This window comes from Aeromonas sp. QDB23 (assembly GCF_027707745.1).
GTDB classification, from domain to species: Bacteria; Pseudomonadota; Gammaproteobacteria; order Enterobacterales; family Aeromonadaceae; genus Aeromonas; species Aeromonas allosaccharophila.
In genome coordinates, this window is sequence record NZ_JAPCJA010000030.1 from 12,558 (window position 1) to 28,400 (window position 15,843).

Consider the following 15,843-nt stretch of genomic DNA (forward strand, 5'->3'; position numbering starts at 1 on the left):
TCTTGATGGTCGTGGAACCATTATTTATTTGAAGGAAAATCAAGATGATGGATGTTGCTGATCTGCGCCGTGAATACTCCCGTGGCGGGCTGCACCGGGCCGACTTGCCGAGCGATCCGCTGGTGTTGTTCGAGAAGTGGTTGGCGCAGGCTTGTGAGGCCAAACTGACCGATCCCACCGCCATGGTGGTGGCGACCGTCGATGCCGAGGGTCAGCCCTGGCAGCGTACCGTGCTGCTCAAGCACTACGACGCCCAGGGGATGGTCTTTTACACCAACATGGGCAGCCGCAAAGCGCAGCAGCTGGAAGGCAACCCCCGTATCAGCCTGCTTTTCCCCTGGCACACGCTGGACAGACAGGTTCATGTGACTGGCCGGGTGGAGAAGATGAGCACCTTCGAGGTGATGAAGTATTTCCACAGCCGTCCCAAGGATAGCCAGATCGCCGCCTGGGTCTCCAAACAGTCGACCCGCATCTCGGCCCGTGGCGTGCTGGAGGCCAAGTTCCTCGAGCTCAAGCAGAAGTTTGCCAATGGCGAAGTGCCGCTGCCGAGCTTCTGGGGCGGCTTCCGGGTGGTGATCGAAACGGTGGAATTCTGGCAGGGTGGCGAACACCGGCTGCACGACCGTTTCTACTACACCCGCGAAGGGGATGGCTGGCATATCGAGCGTCTGGCCCCCTGATCGCGCTGTTCAAATTCGTTTTCACAAGGAGTGTGTATGCGTCTGTATGGTGATCTGCGTTCCGGCAACTGCTACAAGGTGTGGCTGCTGGCCCGCTGGCTGGATCTGCCCCTTGAGTGGGTAGCGGTGGATATTCAGGCGGGGGATATCCGTACCCCCGCGTTTTTGGCCATGAACCCCAACGGCAAGATCCCGGTGCTGGAGATGGGCCAAGGCGATGCGTTGGCGGAATCCAATGCCATCCTCTTCTATCTGGCGCAAGGCAGCGCCTTGTGGCCCACCGATCCGCGCCAGCAGGCCGAGGTGCTCAAATGGATGTTCTTCGAGCAGTACAGTCATGAGCCCTATATCGCGGTGGCCCGCTTTATCGTTCACTATCTTGGCCGCCCCGAGTCTCAGGAGGCGCGGCTCGACGGGCTGAAAGCCGGTGGCGAGAAGGCGCTGGCGGTAATGGAACAGCAGCTGAAACAGAGCCCCTACCTGTGCGGTGATGCGCCGACCATTGCCGATATCGCCCTTTATGCCTACACCCACGTGGCAGAGGAGGGGATCTTCTCCCTGCAGGGGTGGCCAGCTATCCGTAGCTGGATCGCCCGTATCGAAGCTCATCCCCGTCACCTGACGCTGCCGGCGGCCTGTCAGGCCAGCTGATGGAACTGCTGATCGAGGCGACTCTGTGGCAGCCGCAGTGGACTGCGCTGTTGCGGCACTGGCAGCAGCGAGGCCATCGCTGGCAACTGCTGCTGGGCAAAGAGGCGGCGTCCGCCCTCGATCAAAGCGATGCTCCCTGGGCGAGTTGTCCCCCTGACGGGGTGCTCTGCCCGGGGGTCCTGCTGGCCGCCTGGCTCGATGGCGATCTGCTGGCGGATTTTCATGTTGATCCCAGCCGCCAGATCCTGATCAGTGCCTCTACCTCGCTGCTGACCCTCGCCAGGGAGCAGGGGCTGCTGACCCTTGGCCCGGTGGGGGCTGACTTGCCGCTCACCCCCGAGGCCGATTTGGGCGCCGTGCTAAATCGCCTGCTGGCGCGCCGCGTGACGGTGCCGACCCTGGTTGAGGATCATCCGCTATCAGGCGTCGTGCTGCGACCACTGCAGGCGGCCGATGATCGTGAGATCGTGCGCTACTGCAGCGACGAGGCGCTGGCCCGCTACACCCTCAATATTCCTCATCCCTATCCGCCGGAGGGGGCCCGCGACTGGCTGGCGCTCAGCTGGCGCAAGGCGGCGCTTGGGCTTGGCTGGAGCTGGGCCATCACCTTGCCAGAGGAGCAAGGAGCGGCGCTGGTCGGGGTGATCTCCCTGCACTGGAATGGCGAGCTGGCCTGGTGGGTTGGCGTGCCCTGGCAGAATCGCGGTCTGGCCACCCGGGCCGCACGCTTGGTCAAGGGGTTCGCCTTTGACCAACTGCAACTGCCTGCGCTGACGGCTCGCCATATGCCAGACAATTTAGCCTCCGGCCGGGTGATGGCAAAACTGGGGATGCACTATCGCGGGCGGCGCCAGCTCAGCGGTCGTCAACCGTGCGAGGTGAGCTACTGGCGGCTGGATCGCGCTCCCACCTTGCCCAATTCCTTGCCCGAGGAAATTGCCCATTGGCTTGCTGATGAGCGGATCGCCGTGGTGATCCTGTGGGATCCCGCAACGAGCAATCGGCAGGCAGCCAACGGCAAGCTGGCCATCTCGCTCTTTGTGGATGAGACCGGATCGGGGGAGGCGCTCTGCTCTCTGCGCTACCCGCCGCATCTTGAGCAGTTGCTGGAGCTGCGCTGTTACCCCGTTGATCTGCTGGATCAGGCTGAACCGGAACAGATGTCCCATCTTGGTGGTGTGTTGCTCAAAGATCGGGATGAACAGGGGCTGGCATGGCTGCTGCAACTGGCCGCGCTGCAGCGCCAGGGGCCCGATCTGCTCAACCGTGAAGAGCGTGCATCACGGCTCCACTGGTTCAACCAATTGATGGCGCAGGCGCTGGAGGAACAGGGTGACTTGCCGCAGATACGTTATCAGCAGTTACGGCTGCTGGTGGAGCTGCCGGAGCTGGTCGACGAGCTGGATGGCTACTGGTATCAAGCGCCCGAATTGACCTTCGCGCGGTTGTCGAAGGAGGCTCCCGCCCTCTGGCTTGCCTACTGCGAGGCGATGAACCGGGTCACCCCGGCTACGCTGTCAGCCTTGCAGCAGCAGTTTGCAGCTCGTTTTCCTGAGTGCACCCTCCCATTTTTGGACAAAGGTACTCAGAGTGACCAGCCGTTATGTGGAATAATGCCTGCTCTGCTGTACGAGGAGTAATACCAGATGTTGAGAACCGAGCGCCCCGGTGACATGCTGCCGGTTTATGAGCTGCTGAGTGCCGCCTTCGGTCGTTCCGATGAGGCCGAACTGGTCAACCGCCTGCGCGAATGTGGCGCTGCCGTGGTGACCATGGTCGAAGAGGAAGAGTACGAGTTTATGGGGCACCTGATGCTAAGCCCGATCACCATTAACGGCCTGGAAGGGCCCTGGCTCGGTCTGGCGCCGGTCGCGGTTCATCCCGACTGGCAAGGTCAGGGGATTGGCTCGGACCTTATTCGTGAAGGGCTTGATACGGCGCTCGAGATGGACTGGAAAGGGGTGGTGGTACTCGGGGACCCGGTCTACTACAACCGTTTCGGTTTCCGCCCGGCCAGCGAGTTTGGCCTGCACTGCATCTATGAGGTGCCTGCCGACTGCTTTATGGCGATGGAGCTGCAGGAACGCGGTTTTGCGGGAGTGCAGGGTGAGGTGCTCTACCACCCGCTGTTTGATGAACTTCCCGACGAGTTACCGGATGCGCTGACAGAAGAGGCCCATCTATAGCGAGAAGTCGCAGCGACAAGCCATAACGAAAAAGCCCTCATCGAGGGCTTTTTCAGTTTATATCGGTCCCTGCTGGGCTGACTCAGGTCCGTCACTCGGGCAAGTTAACTCAGGCGACGATGTCCAGCTGGGTGCCCTTGCGATTATCTTCGCCCACCATGTCGCCCATCTGCCGGGCGAGCGGGCTCTGCTGGAATTGCATGTAGTCGCTCAGATTCTGTTGGCGCTGGTAGCGATTCGCCGCCTGATACACTTCAGCAGTGCTCGGGCCCGACTTGCTGTCGGTCTCCTGACCGCTGGCTTCCAGGTAGCGCTCCACCACGGCTTTATCCTGCTGGTTGGCCGTATAAGAGACCGCCATGGTCCTGCGAGCCGTTGCCGTCTCCTCGCTTTGCGCCTTCACCTCATCCTTTTTGGCCAACGCTTCATTGCGGGCTTTATTGATCTGCTCGGGTGTCACATCGGGGTAGGAGGGGTATTTGCTGTAATCGGGCAGTGGCATGGGCTGGGAGGTGATTTGCATGGTGGCGCTTCTCTTCTGAACAGGAACGACCGCATGATACGTGGCCGCTTTCGTTCAACAAAGCACCACATGCAGGTTCATCAAGAGTAGGTTCAGCTTCGCGAATAGATTGTTAATTGAGCAGCTGCGGAGCCATTTAAAAGGCGCCATAAGGCGCCTTTTTATCGTTCAATTACAGCAGGTTCAGTTGAAGAACCAGTAACCGCGGTTGACCAGACGGGTCAGCAGTTGCAGGAAACCGGCCTGATCGGCCAGTTCAACCATGTCGGCCTGAGTGATGATGTCTTTGTCACACAGCAGCGAAATGGCGGCGGGATCGATGCTTGGCAGGGTCCAGGCTTCGCCGTCGATATAGCACTGCTGGCTATCACCGCTAAACCAGACCGATCGCAGACCCGGCACCTTGATGGCGGGCTCGCCCTGGGTCAGCAGGTCGGCAACCTCTTCGGCGCTGTAGTCCGGCTCGACCGGATTGACATCCAGATCGTGCTTGGCCTCGGAGATCATGGTGCCGAACCACTCCTTGAACAGGGTCTCGTCATCGAGGGCCTGCTGCATCAGCTCACGCAGACGGTGCAGCTCGTGGGGCTGGATCTCGCCGTGACGGGCACGGGGCTTGAGATCCGGGTCGCTGTAACGCTCGGTACGCACCTCGTTGTCGATCAGGTGATCGGCAAAGGAGGAGATCAGCGCCTTGGCATCCGGTGCGCGGAAGCCGACCGAGAAGTTCATGGAGGGTTCGATGGCGTAGCCTTCGTGGGGGAATCTGGGCGGAATGTAGAGGATATCGCCCGGCTCCATGATGACGTCGATGATCGCCTCGAACGGTTCGCAGTGCAGCAGCGCGGCGTGGGCGGCAAACTCGTTGAGCGGCAGCGCATCGCCAACCCGCCAGTGACGCTTGCCCAGGCCTTGGGTGATGAATACATCGTAGTGGTCGATGTGGGGGCCGACACCCGCATGCGGGGTGGAGAAGCTCACCATCACGTCGTCCAGTCGCCAGCCGGGGATAAACTGGAACGGCACGGCCAGTTCGTTCACCTCGGGCGCCCAGTGGTTGCAAGCCTGTACCAGAATGGTCCAGTTCTCTTCGCCCAGATGGTCGTAGGATTCGAAGGGGCCGTGGGCTGCATCCCACTTGCCGTCGAAACGGGTGACGAGGCGGGACTCTACCACCTCTTCCATGGCCAGACCCGCCAGCTCGTCCGGGCTGATGGGATCCTGAAAGTCGGTGAAGCCGCCCTTGATAAGGAGCGGGCGCTTCTGCCAGTAGTGCTCGAGGAAGTGAGCGATATCCAGATTGAGTTCGTACATAGATCTTCTCGTCAAAGGGTTCGACAAAGGTCAGGAGAGGTCTTGCCAGAGGCGGCTGCCAAGCTCGGGCAAGCCCTCTTGCAAACCCTGTATAGGGTGCCACATAAAATAACCGGGGCCCTGTTGCAGATCATGCACAGGGCCCCGGTGGTGTCATTTATCCGCTTATTTCAGCAGATCAACCAGACGCTGGGCGTCACCGATGTAGTTGGCCGGGGTCAGCTTCTTCAGCTCAACCTTCACCGCTTCCGGCAACTCCAGGGTGTCGATAAAGGTACGCATCCCTTCGGCATCGACGCGGCGACCACGGGTCAGCTCTTTGAGCTTCTCGTAAGGCTTCTCGATACCGTAGCGGCGCATCACGGTCTGGATCGGCTCGGCCAGCACTTCCCAGTTGGCGTTCAGGTCAGCGGCCATGGCATCGCTGTTGGCTTCCAGCTTGGAGATACCCTTGAGGGTCGCCTGATAGGCGATCAGCGAATAACCCACCGCCACACCCAGGTTGCGCAGTACGGTAGAGTCGGTCAGATCACGCTGCCAGCGGGAGATGGGCAGCTTGCTCGCCAGATGTTGGAACACGGCGTTGGCCAGACCCAGATTGCCTTCGGAGTTCTCGAAGTCGATGGGGTTGACCTTGTGCGGCATGGTGGAGGAGCCGATTTCCCCCGCGATGGTGCGCTGCTTGAAGTGGCCCAGAGAGATGTAACCCCACACATCGCGGTCGAAGTCGATCAGGATGGTGTTGAAGCGGGCCATGGCGTCGAACAGCTCGGCGATATAGTCATGCGGCTCGATCTGGGTGGTGTAGGGGTTCCAGGTCAGGCCCAGAGAGGTAACAAACTCCTCGGAGAACTGGTGCCAGTCCACATTCGGGTAGGCGCTAAGGTGGGCGTTGTAGTTGCCGACTGCACCGTTGATCTTGCCGAGGATCTCCACCGCCATGATCTGCTTGAACTGACGCTCAAGACGGTAGGCGACGTTGGCCATCTCCTTGCCCATGGTGCTCGGGGTGGCAGGCTGACCGTGGGTACGGGAGAGCAGCGGCATGTCACGGTACTCGTGAGCCAGACGCTTGAGCTCGCTGATCAGCTTTTCGCAATAAGGCTTGATGACCTCTTCGCGAGCGGTTTTCAGCATCAGACCGTGGGAGTTGTTGTTGATGTCTTCCGAGGTGCAGGCGAAGTGGATGAACTCGCTGACAGCCGCCAGCTCCGGGTTCACTTCAACCTTCTCTTTGAGGAAGTACTCCACCGCTTTCACATCATGGTTGGTGGTGCGCTCGATCTGTTTGATACGGGCGGCGTCACTCTCGTTGAAGTTGCTGACGATGCCGTCGAGCAGGGCGTTGGCGGCCGCGCTCAGGGCAGGGACTTCCGGGATCCCGGCGTGGCTGGCCAGTTTTTGCAACCAGCGCACCTCGACTTCGACGCGAAAACGCAGCAGGCCGAATTCGGAGAAGATAGGGCGCAGGGCATCGGCCTTGTCGCCATAACGACCGTCAATCGGGGAAACAGCAGTCAGCGCGGACAGCTCCATGGGGTGAACTCCTGATGATTTGTGTGGGGGATCCGTATCCACTCGCGCGTGGTGCTGAGTCGTCGTCAGGGCGGATATGCGGCTGTTCACCCTGATGTTGACCTCGCTTGCCCGCGCGCGAGCCGATGATTAGTAACGTTTGGCCAGCTCCACCATCTTCTTGCGAGCGAAGATGATCTGGGTGCGGCTGCCACCGAGCTGACGCCACAGCACGCAGGCACGAATGCCAGCCAGCAGCAGGGCGCGCACCTTGTGCTGCACCAGCGGTTGCTGCAGGAACAGCGGGGTGCCTGCCACCTGAATGCGCGGCCCGATGGGGCTGATAAGATCGCTGTAGATGCTCGCCATGTTGGCCAAAATCTGCTCGTCGAGCAGATCGAAGTGCTGTTGCTGGCGACCAATCTGGCTGATCCGCTCACCCAGCATATTGAGAATGTCCTTGCGCTTGGCCAGCTTGCGCTCCAGTGCAATCAGACTCACCACGTAGCGGGTCAGCTCGGCATTCTTCTGGCTGCCGTCGGCACCCAGCTGCTCGACCAGCGCACGGTAGCCGTCGCGTATGGCCAGATGGGTGTTGTTGAACACCTCGAGCGGCTGGCTCGGGTTGGTCACCAGAATGCTGGAGAGGCTCTCGCGCAGGGCCGCCTCGTCACAGCTGCCGTCTCGGGCCACCTTCTGCACCAGATACGCGGCCTGGCAGATGCCGGCAAAGGCCATTGTTCTGTCTTGGAATTTATCGCTCACGTCTGCTGCCTTCTGTTAAGGATTCAAACCGGATGGCTGAAACGCTGTTCGATGATGCCGCCGCCCAGACACACTTCCCCGTCGTAGAAGACGGCGGACTGGCCCGGGGTGACCGCAGCCTGCTTTTCGTCGAAGATGACCCGGATGGTCTCGTCGTCGATGGGCTGGATCAGGCAGGGGATATCCTGCTGACGGTAGCGGGTCTTGACGGTGCAGCGGCGCGGCTCGCGAATGGGGGTGCGATCCACCCAATGCAGCTGGCTGGCGATCAGACCATCGGAGTAGAGGCGGGGATGTTCGCCCTGCGCCACCACCAACACGTTGCGCTCGACCTCTTTATCGACCACATACCAGGCCTCTTCGGTGGCATCTTTGCGACCACCGATGCCGAGCCCCTTGCGCTGGCCCAGGGTGTGATACATCAGACCCTGATGCTCGCCGATCACCTTGCCATCCACGGTCTCGATTTTACCGGGCTGGGCGGGCAGGAACTTGGCCAGGAAGTCCTTGAACTTGCGCTCGCCGATAAAGCAGATACCGGTGGAGTCTTTCTTCTTGGCGGTGATGAGATCCAGCTGCTCGGCGATGCGGCGCACCTCGGGCTTCTCCAGATCGCCAACCGGGAACAGGCTCTGACCCACTTGCTTCTCGCTCAGGGTATAGAGGAAGTAGCTCTGATCCTTGTTGGTATCGAGACCGCGCAGCAGGCGCGGGCGGCCTGTGCTGTCGTCACGGCGCACATAGTGGCCGGTGGCGATGTAGGTGGCACCCAGCTCTTCGGCGGCAAATTCGAGGAACGCCTTGAACTTGATCTCCTTGTTGCACAGGATATCCGGGTTCGGCGTGCGGCCCGCCTTGTACTCTTCGAGGAAGTGCTCGAACACATTGTCCCAGTACTCGGCCGCGAAGTTGATGGTGTGGAGTTTCATCCCCAGCTTGTCGCAGACAGCCTTGGCATCAGCCAAATCCTGGGCGGCAGAGCAGTACTCGTCCGTGTCGTCTTCTTCCCAGTTCTTCATGAACAAGCCTTCGACCTGATAGCCCTGCTGCTGGAGCAGGTAGGCCGAGACGGAAGAATCCACGCCGCCGGACATGCCGACGATCACCTTGATTTGGCTGTTGTCTGTCATTAGTCGAAGTTACCAGTTCGTTTAAACGGGGCGTATTCTACCAGAGTTTTGCGCCCCCGGTCACATATCCATGCCGCAGTTCCCATCAGGAGCCTGATAGCAGGAAATCGTTTTTCTGTTTGTCAGCACCATGATGAAAAAATGGTGCCAAACGATATCGGATAGCCTGTTCACGATCTGTCACGAGAGGCCGTCAGCAAGGTAAAGAGCAGCGCAGGAACCGGAGCGTATGTATATACGTGAGCTTTCCTGATTGCAAACAAGCGAGCAGCACATGAGCCTTGATCACGGCCTCGCAGTAAGAGCGTGGACAGGTTCTCAAATAAAGGCCTTGAGTGCCGACAGCGGCAGCCGTGTCCCCGCCAGATAATCCTCGATGCACTGCCACACCAGCGGGCTTCTCAGGGCCGGTTTGCACTCGGCGATCTCCTCCAGGGTGAGCCAGTGGCAAGCCAGCACATCGCCATCAGGATCCTCTGGATGGTGCTGACCGGGCGCTTTTTCAAGGTCGAAGATGATGGCGGTGCGCACATAGGTGGCCTCGCTGTCGGCCGGTTTGTAGAGATAGGTGCCAAGCCAGGCAGTAGGCGTGGCGGTCAGCCCCGTCTCCTCTTTCAGCTCGCGGCAGGCGGCGGTGAGCAGATCTTCACCGGCCTCCACATGACCGGCGGGCTGGTTGAAGCGGCGCTGGCCTTTTATCTCCTCTTCCACCACCAGAAAGCGGCCCTGCCACTGCACCAGCGCGGCGACCGTCAATCTGGCCTGCATGCGCTCGTGCGGCGTTTTCTCCTGCGATGCAGGAAGGTTATCGCTCATAAGGACTCCTTGTCTCGTTACCGGTTTGGCCCCGGCCGAAGCGGGGGCTCGATTCAGCGTGTTCGATTGCCTGCGGGTTGCGCGTTATTCCGAGGGCTTGCTACGGGCCGGTCGGCGCGCGGTGCCACGGCCGCCGCTGCGATTGGCCGGGTGCGGGCTCGTGTCACGGTTGTCGCGCCCCTGGCCCTGACCATGGGGGCTTCGGGTCGGTTGGGCAGCGCGCGGATTGCTGCTGCCTGAGCCCTGACTGCGCGGTTTGTTGGATGCCTGTGCCCTGCGCGGGGCGGGCGCCAACTCGGGAGCGGGCAGGGCGCGGCTCTCGCCGGGGGCCAGACCATCCAGGGTCCAGTCGCCGATGGCGTAGCGAATAAGGCGCAGGGTGGGGTGGCCGATATGGGCGGTCATCCGCCGCACCTGCCGATTGCGCCCCTCGATGATGGTGATCTCCAGCCAGCTGGTGGGGATCTCCTTGCGCTCGCGAATGGGGGGATTGCGCGGCCACACCACAGGTTCATCCATGATGCGCGCCTCGGCGGGCAGGGTCATGCCGTCGTTGAGCTCCACACCGGCGCGCAGAGCAGCCAGTTTCTCCTCGCTCGGCACTCCTTCCACCTGCACCCAGTAGGTCTTGGGGGTCTTCTCCCCCGGCTGGGTGAGGCGAGCCTGCAGCTTGCCGTCATTGGTGAGCAGCAGCAATCCCTCGCTGTCGCGATCGAGCCGCCCTGCGGCATAGATACCGGGTTCCTTGATGTAATCCTTGAGGGTCTCCCGGCCCGCCTCGTCGGTGAACTGGCAGAGCACCATGTAGGGCTTGTTCAACAGCAACAGCTTGCGATCTTCGGGCGCCAGCTCCGGTTTGCGGGGGGCGGCATGACGGGGTGCGGCTGGTTTGGCCGCCGAGCGCGGGGCGTTATCGCGCGGCGAACGGCTGACAGAGAGACGGGAACGGGGAGATTTCATCGGATACACACTTCAGACAGACGATGGCAGCGAGTGTACCACAGGGTGCTGAGGGCAGGATGAATGGCTGTTGCGTCACAACAAGCAGCGCCCAGAGCTAATTCGTCTAGCTCAGCAGGCTCTCGATGACAATAGCCTGACGGGCGGGGGCCGAGCCTGCCTGCAACAGGGCGTGGCTGACTACATCGTCGATCATCGCCTGCGCCAGTCGGGTGAGGGGGCGCAGGGTCTCCCGTCCACTGCCAACCGGCACCGCCAGCAGAATAATGGTCTCTACCGGCCCGATTTGAGAGCCCCACTCGATGGGCTCCTTGCAGCTAAGCAGGGTCAGCGCTGGCTGGCTGATCCCTTCGCTCAATACATGGGGCATGGCAAGGCCCGGGCGGATGATGGTGGCAGAGACCTGCTCGCGCCCCTCTACCGCGGCGGTCAGGGTGGCGCGGTTGGTGACCAGCTCGGCGGGCAGCAGATCGATCAGATGTTCGAGTGCCTCGCTCTTGCTCAGCGGTTCGGGGCTGTGGGCCAACTGGCGCAGGGCAAAATGGTAGTCGGGCAGGGCGTTGGCCAGTCGCAATTCGGCCAGCGCGGCGGTGCGCGGGCGCACCAGCGGTTGACCCAGTTCGCCGCACCAGCAGGTGAAGGCCATATGGGCCAGTTCGGCATCGCACCCTTCGATCTGCAACTGGCAGAGATCGCCGGGCTGGGTGGCGAGGGTCAGCAGGGAGAGCTGGTTGCTGGCGGCAACGGTCTGGCGCCGGGTGAGGTTGGCGCAGCGGATGGTGGATTTGAACATCCCCGCCAGCCGGTTCAACTGCTTGGCCTGGGTGATGCTCAACCCCTGCTGGCAGTAGAAGGTGATCTCGCGGGTCAGCATCAGGCCGGGATCGGCAGGGCCTTGAGTACGGCGTTGGCATCCAGCAGCACGGTTTCTAGTGTCACCTGATGGATGGGGCAGCCGAGGAAGCGCTCTTTCTGCTCGATCTCGATATCGGAGGCAATCAGCACCAGATCGGCGCTGGCAATATCGCGGGCGGTCAGCATGTTCTCCATGCCCATGGCGCCCTGAGTTTCGACCTTGATCTTGAGCCCCAGCGCAGTGGCGGCTTTTTGCAGGGCATCGGCAGCCATATAGGTATGGGCAATACCGGTCGGGCAAGCGGTGACGGCGACGATCTTCATCTGCTCTCTGTGATGCTGACAAGGGGGAGCCACAAGATAGCGCCAGCGGGGGGCTTTTACCAAAAGTCCATATGAAAAGTGGGATCTTGATGGGGATATGCCTGCCCCTTGAGCGGCAGCGCAGGCAGATGTCGGGCCAGTAGGGTGTCCGGTTTCCCCAAACAACAAGGGCCACCCGTGTGGGTGGCCCTGAACAATCAGCGACAATCTTGAGGGGATCAGGCGGTCTGGGCTGCCAGCTCGGTGGCTTTCAGTTCGCGCTTGATGCGGCGGATCTTGCGCTCTTCGGCCACGGCTACGCAGGCCATCAGCACCAGACAGGTGGCTGCGGCGATGTCCAGCGCGGCGAAGGTGCCGGTCCAGCCGGTCAGACCGAAGATGGGGGTGCCATCGGCGATCATGCCCAGACCCAGTTTGGCGAAGCTGTCACCAATCAGGTAGGCAAAGGTGCCCTTGACGCCATCGGCCACGCTGATGCCCTGCTTGGGTACGAAGCCCACGGCGGCCACGCCGATCAGCAGTTGCGGACCAAACACCAGGAAGCCCAGGGTGAACAGTGAACCCAGGAACATGAACTGGGTAGTCGCATGCTGGTAGAGACCCAGGGTGGCGATGATCAGCGCCAGCGCCACGCAAGCCACCAGACCACGACGGCCGTTGGCCAGATCGGAGAGGTAACCCCACATCAGGGTGCCGACCAGTGCGCCCACTTCGAAGAAGGTGAAGCCCTGAATGGCGATCTCTTTGGAGAAGCCCAGTACCTGGTGAGCGTAGACGGTGGACCACTGGTCGATACCGATGCGCACCACGTAGAGGAAGATGTTGGCAAAGCAGAGCAGCCAGATCACCTTGTTCAGCAGCACGTACTTCACGAAGATCTGACCCTTGGTCAGCTTCTGTTCTTCGGTGGCGATATCTTCTTCGCTCGCCACTTCGTCAAACAGCTCTTCTACCTTGCCCAGACCATAGGCTTCCGGTGAATCGCTACCAAAACGCAGGCCGATAAAGCCGACGACCAGCGCGATGATGGACGGGAAGATAAACATGCCGAGCACGTTGCCATCAAACAGGTAGTTGGCACCGAACAGCGCCACACCGGCCGCACCGGCACCGCCCACGTTGTGGGAGAGGTTCCACATACCCAGATAGGTGCCGCGCTTGTTGCGAGGGGTCCACTTGGTGATGGTGGAGTAGCTGCACGAGCCGCCACAGCTCTGGAAGAAACCGCTGGCTGCGTAGAAGAAGATCATGAAGTAGAGGCTGAAGCCGGTGCCGCCCATGCTGGCGCTGAAGCCCAGCATGCACAGAGCGGAGAGGATCAGCATCAGCGGCAGGAACTGCTTGGTGTTCTTGCCATCGGCGTAGTAGGAGACGATGGTCTTGCCCACCCCGTAGGTGATGGAGAAGCCAAGGCCGATCATGCCGAGCTCGGTCATCGAGAGACCGTACTCCTGGATCATGTCATTTTGCGCAATGTTGAAGTTCTTGCGGATCAGATACATGGTCAAATAGCCAATAAATACAACCAGATAAGATTGCATAAACGGCTTGAACCAGAGCTTGCGCCGGGCTTCGACCGGCAGGTCCAGGGTGGGGACCCGGACCTGTTGGAGAAATTTCAACATCTTCGTTCATCCTCTGCGAGATAGACGGTATTTCCGCCGCGCCCCTCATTTGTAGATAGGTTGTAAGAGGTCACGCCACGGAAGGGGGAACGGAAAGTCAGGGGCTGCCAGCCGTTGCTGCGCTCGACGCTCCATCCATATAAACCCGGGCCCGGCACGGGATGACGGGGCACATTGCCCGTCGCGGTGCGGGTCACGACATCAGGTGAGGTGACTCTAATCAGGGGTGAAATAAATGGCTTGAGAGCCATCCCTAGTGGGGCTAGGAAATTTTCCTAGTTTTGTCCGATTTGGCCCCCAAGCGTGAAGAGGATCACATTGAGCAGGCCAGATTGATGGCGAAGTGGCCAGCTTGGCGAACGGTTTGGCTGTCACAGGCCGGTGACATGGCCGCCCGGTGCAAGCGGCCTTGTATTGGTTTTTCGGTTGCCTAGACCTTCAGCAGAGGGGATGGCGAGTAGTCATGTCTGTCTGCCTCACTGATGTCAGAGGCGGCCGATAATCGGCTCAGACTATGGTGATGCAGGGTGGTCAGGGCCTGATAGAGGGTGCTGCCATCCATGGCGCTCAGGGGATGCTGGCTCCAGAGGATGAGATGATTATCCGGAGAGAGTGCGATACGCGGGCTGGCGGGATTGGCCGAGAAGAGATTTTGTTGCAGTAGCACTATGGCCTGCTCTGCATCTTTGAGGGGAGAGAGGCGCATAAAGAGGGCAAGCTGGCTATCGCCGATCGCTGCCAGATGGATGGTATGGCTATTGTCCAGTGTGATGCTGGCAACGCCCTCTGTGGTAGTGAGCGGGATCCCGAGGTGGTGGCCCAGGGCGTTTAACGCGGCGTCAAATTGTTCGTTCATGTGTGGCTGCCTGCAGCAGAGGTGGAGAGAGGTGGGCAAACTATCGAAAAACAACCATTTCATTTGTCATTTATGGGTGTCGATTTTGTTGCTATCGGTCACTTTGCAATATGGCTAAAAATTTCCGACCGGCAGTGCAAGGAGAGGGGAATAGCACTTTTTATACTCGCGGCTCACTCATGTCATTCGAGGTAAACATGACCTTAGCGATTCACTCTCTTCACCAACAGGTAACCCGACTTGTCGAGCAGCAACATGGCGAGGTGACCGGCAAATTGAGAGGCGGCGTGGCTGCCAACACGGAGGGACGTTTTCAGGGGTTGACCGTCACCAATGGTGCCCGGGATACAGAACAAGCATTCGCTCGGGAAGTGCTTCATCATGTGCAGGAGATTGCCCTCAATCAGAACGATGTCGCTGAGCTGCACAAGAGCACAGTGCGCTTCAATCACAATAACTTCGAGCTGCGCAGCCTCGGCCATGGCCAGAGCCAACTGGTGGGATTGCGCAGCGACCAGCTGACCCTCAGGGATGCCAAGACCTTGCTGGATGCCGCCATGCGTCAGCAGGGAACACAGCATCACGGGGCGAGCGCGCCAGCAGGTCAGGATGCGCCGCCATTGCCGCCACGTCAGGCTCCGGCCCTTCCTCCGCGCAATGCCGGCCCGGCACTGGCCCAGCAGCATGAACGACTGATGAGTGCCGCGCCCAGAATGGTGACCCCTGCGGCGGTTGATCCTTACGGGGTGCAGACGAAGCGGGAACTGAGCAGCAGGCTGGCCGGTTTACAGCAACAGCTGCAACCCTCGGTGCAACCTGATCGTTATCTGCAAAGCCGCGATGGCAGTCAGCTCAACCGCTTCAACGATATTCGCGCCAACAAGATGACCGCCGTGCGCCCTGATCTCAACGCCAACTATGTGCAGGTCGGAACCCATCGCTCCATTGCTTGCCAGTACCCGCTCGACAGTCAGCTTGAGAGTCATTTGCAGATGCTGTTCGACAACCGGACGCCGGTACTGGCGGTTCTGGCTTCCGCCAACGAAATCGCCAATCCCCAGTTCAAGATGCCCGACTATTTTCGTCAGAGCGGCCAATATGGGGCGGTATCGGTAAAGTCCGATCACAAGATGAGTGTCGACCTGGGTGATGGCATTCAGGCCGATGTTTATCAGATGGCACTGACCATGCCCGGCTCTGGCAAGAAGGGGATCCAGGTGCCTGTGGTTCATGTCAGCAACTGGCCAGATAAAACCGCCGTCAGCGCCGAGGTGACTGAACGGCTGTCAGCCCTGCTGGAGCAAAATGCGCAAGCGAAGCGCGCCATGTATGAGAAGGCGGGCAGTTCGGCGGTGGGGGATGAGAACAAATTGCTACCGGTGGTTCATTGCCGTGCCGGGGTGGGACGTACCGCGCAGGTGATCGGTGTCATGGCGATGCACGATCCGCGCAATGCGGCCCTGAGTACGGAGGAGGTGGTCAGCAGCATGCGCACCAGCCGCAATGGCGTTATGGTGCAAAAACAGGAGCAGCTGGAGGTATTGATGACCCTGGCTCAGCATCAGCAGCGCCCATTACTGCGGGCATAACAGAAGGCAAATCCCCTTGGCGGGTTTGTTCGACAAACGCAAAGAGGCCAC

General features: G+C 60.4%; 16 protein-coding genes. 5 read left to right on the forward strand and 11 right to left on the reverse strand.

From position 1 onward, the window contains the following. The first annotated feature begins 44 nt into the window (after positions 1 to 44). The 4 genes from pdxH to PG888_RS13565 are packed head-to-tail and all read left to right on the forward strand — an operon-like array spanning position 45 to position 3,520. The gene (gene pdxH / locus PG888_RS13550; protein ID WP_058052865.1) at positions 45 to 683 is read left to right on the forward strand and encodes a pyridoxamine 5'-phosphate oxidase; all 639 of its coding nucleotides are present in this window, start codon (positions 45 to 47) and stop codon (positions 681 to 683) included. A gap of 36 nt (positions 684 to 719) precedes the next feature. Then, positions 720 to 1,334: a glutathione S-transferase family protein gene (locus tag PG888_RS13555; RefSeq protein ID WP_058052866.1), complete on the forward strand. Its 615-nt coding sequence runs from the start codon at positions 720 to 722 to the stop codon at positions 1,332 to 1,334. After that, positions 1,334 to 2,974, forward strand: coding sequence for a GNAT family N-acetyltransferase (locus PG888_RS13560; RefSeq protein WP_182937936.1), 1,641 nt, complete (start codon positions 1,334 to 1,336; stop codon positions 2,972 to 2,974). The genes PG888_RS13555 and PG888_RS13560 overlap by 1 nt, the downstream gene beginning before the upstream one ends. A 6-nt stretch (positions 2,975 to 2,980) precedes the next feature. Beyond that, complete coding sequence (locus PG888_RS13565; protein WP_058052868.1) at positions 2,981 to 3,520, forward strand: GNAT family N-acetyltransferase; 540 nt, start codon at positions 2,981 to 2,983, stop codon at positions 3,518 to 3,520. A 109-nt stretch (positions 3,521 to 3,629) separates the two neighbouring features. Here PG888_RS13565 and PG888_RS13570 read toward each other — a convergent pair whose 3' ends face one another. The 11 genes from PG888_RS13570 to PG888_RS13620 form a co-directional block, all read right to left on the reverse strand. Further along, positions 3,630 to 4,043, reverse strand: a complete 414-nt coding sequence (locus PG888_RS13570) for a hypothetical protein (protein ID WP_182937935.1) — start codon at positions 4,041 to 4,043, stop codon at positions 3,630 to 3,632. 183 nt (positions 4,044 to 4,226) lie between these two features. After that, positions 4,227 to 5,357 carry a ribosomal protein uL16 3-hydroxylase gene (locus PG888_RS13575; RefSeq protein WP_182937934.1) on the reverse strand — a complete coding sequence of 377 codons (1,131 nt, stop codon included), beginning with the start codon at positions 5,355 to 5,357 and terminating at the stop codon, positions 4,227 to 4,229. A gap of 165 nt (positions 5,358 to 5,522) precedes the next feature. Continuing rightward, on the reverse strand, positions 5,523 to 6,893 hold the full coding sequence (gene purB, locus PG888_RS13580) for an adenylosuccinate lyase (RefSeq protein ID WP_182937933.1): 1,371 nt from the start codon (positions 6,891 to 6,893) through the stop codon (positions 5,523 to 5,525). Positions 6,894 to 7,022: 129 nt separating this feature from the next. Next, positions 7,023 to 7,637: a high frequency lysogenization protein HflD gene (gene hflD, locus PG888_RS13585; protein WP_005334622.1), complete on the reverse strand. Its 615-nt coding sequence runs from the start codon at positions 7,635 to 7,637 to the stop codon at positions 7,023 to 7,025. 23 nt (positions 7,638 to 7,660) lie between these two features. Then, a complete protein-coding gene (mnmA, locus tag PG888_RS13590; protein ID WP_005353619.1) occupies positions 7,661 to 8,767 on the reverse strand; it encodes a tRNA 2-thiouridine(34) synthase MnmA in 1,107 nt (368 codons plus the stop codon). Positions 8,768 to 9,085: 318 nt separating this feature from the next. Next, entirely contained in the window at positions 9,086 to 9,583 is a 498-nt protein-coding gene (locus tag PG888_RS13595) for an NUDIX hydrolase (RefSeq protein WP_182937932.1), read from the reverse strand. Positions 9,584 to 9,667: 84 nt separating this feature from the next. Then, the gene (gene rluE / locus PG888_RS13600) at positions 9,668 to 10,543 is read right to left on the reverse strand and encodes a 23S rRNA pseudouridine(2457) synthase RluE (protein WP_182937931.1); all 876 of its coding nucleotides are present in this window, start codon (positions 10,541 to 10,543) and stop codon (positions 9,668 to 9,670) included. A 106-nt stretch (positions 10,544 to 10,649) separates the two neighbouring features. Beyond that, a complete protein-coding gene (locus tag PG888_RS13605) occupies positions 10,650 to 11,417 on the reverse strand; it encodes a PTS sugar transporter subunit IIA (RefSeq protein ID WP_182937930.1) in 768 nt (255 codons plus the stop codon). Next, entirely contained in the window at positions 11,417 to 11,722 is a 306-nt protein-coding gene (locus PG888_RS13610; RefSeq protein WP_042656196.1) for a PTS fructose transporter subunit IIB, read from the reverse strand. The genes PG888_RS13605 and PG888_RS13610 overlap by 1 nt, the downstream gene beginning before the upstream one ends. 218 nt (positions 11,723 to 11,940) lie before the next feature. Further along, positions 11,941 to 13,347: a hexose-6-phosphate:phosphate antiporter gene (uhpT, locus tag PG888_RS13615; protein ID WP_042656195.1), complete on the reverse strand. Its 1,407-nt coding sequence runs from the start codon at positions 13,345 to 13,347 to the stop codon at positions 11,941 to 11,943. Positions 13,348 to 13,777: 430 nt separating this feature from the next. Beyond that, entirely contained in the window at positions 13,778 to 14,203 is a 426-nt protein-coding gene (locus tag PG888_RS13620; RefSeq protein WP_182937929.1) for a CesT family type III secretion system chaperone, read from the reverse strand. Positions 14,204 to 14,400: 197 nt separating this feature from the next. Between PG888_RS13620 and PG888_RS13625 the strand changes: the two genes are divergently transcribed. Further along, positions 14,401 to 15,792 (forward strand): protein-tyrosine phosphatase family protein, encoded by a 1,392-nt coding sequence (locus PG888_RS13625; RefSeq protein WP_182937928.1) that lies wholly within the window; start codon positions 14,401 to 14,403, stop codon positions 15,790 to 15,792. The last annotated feature ends 51 nt before the right edge of the window (positions 15,793 to 15,843 follow it).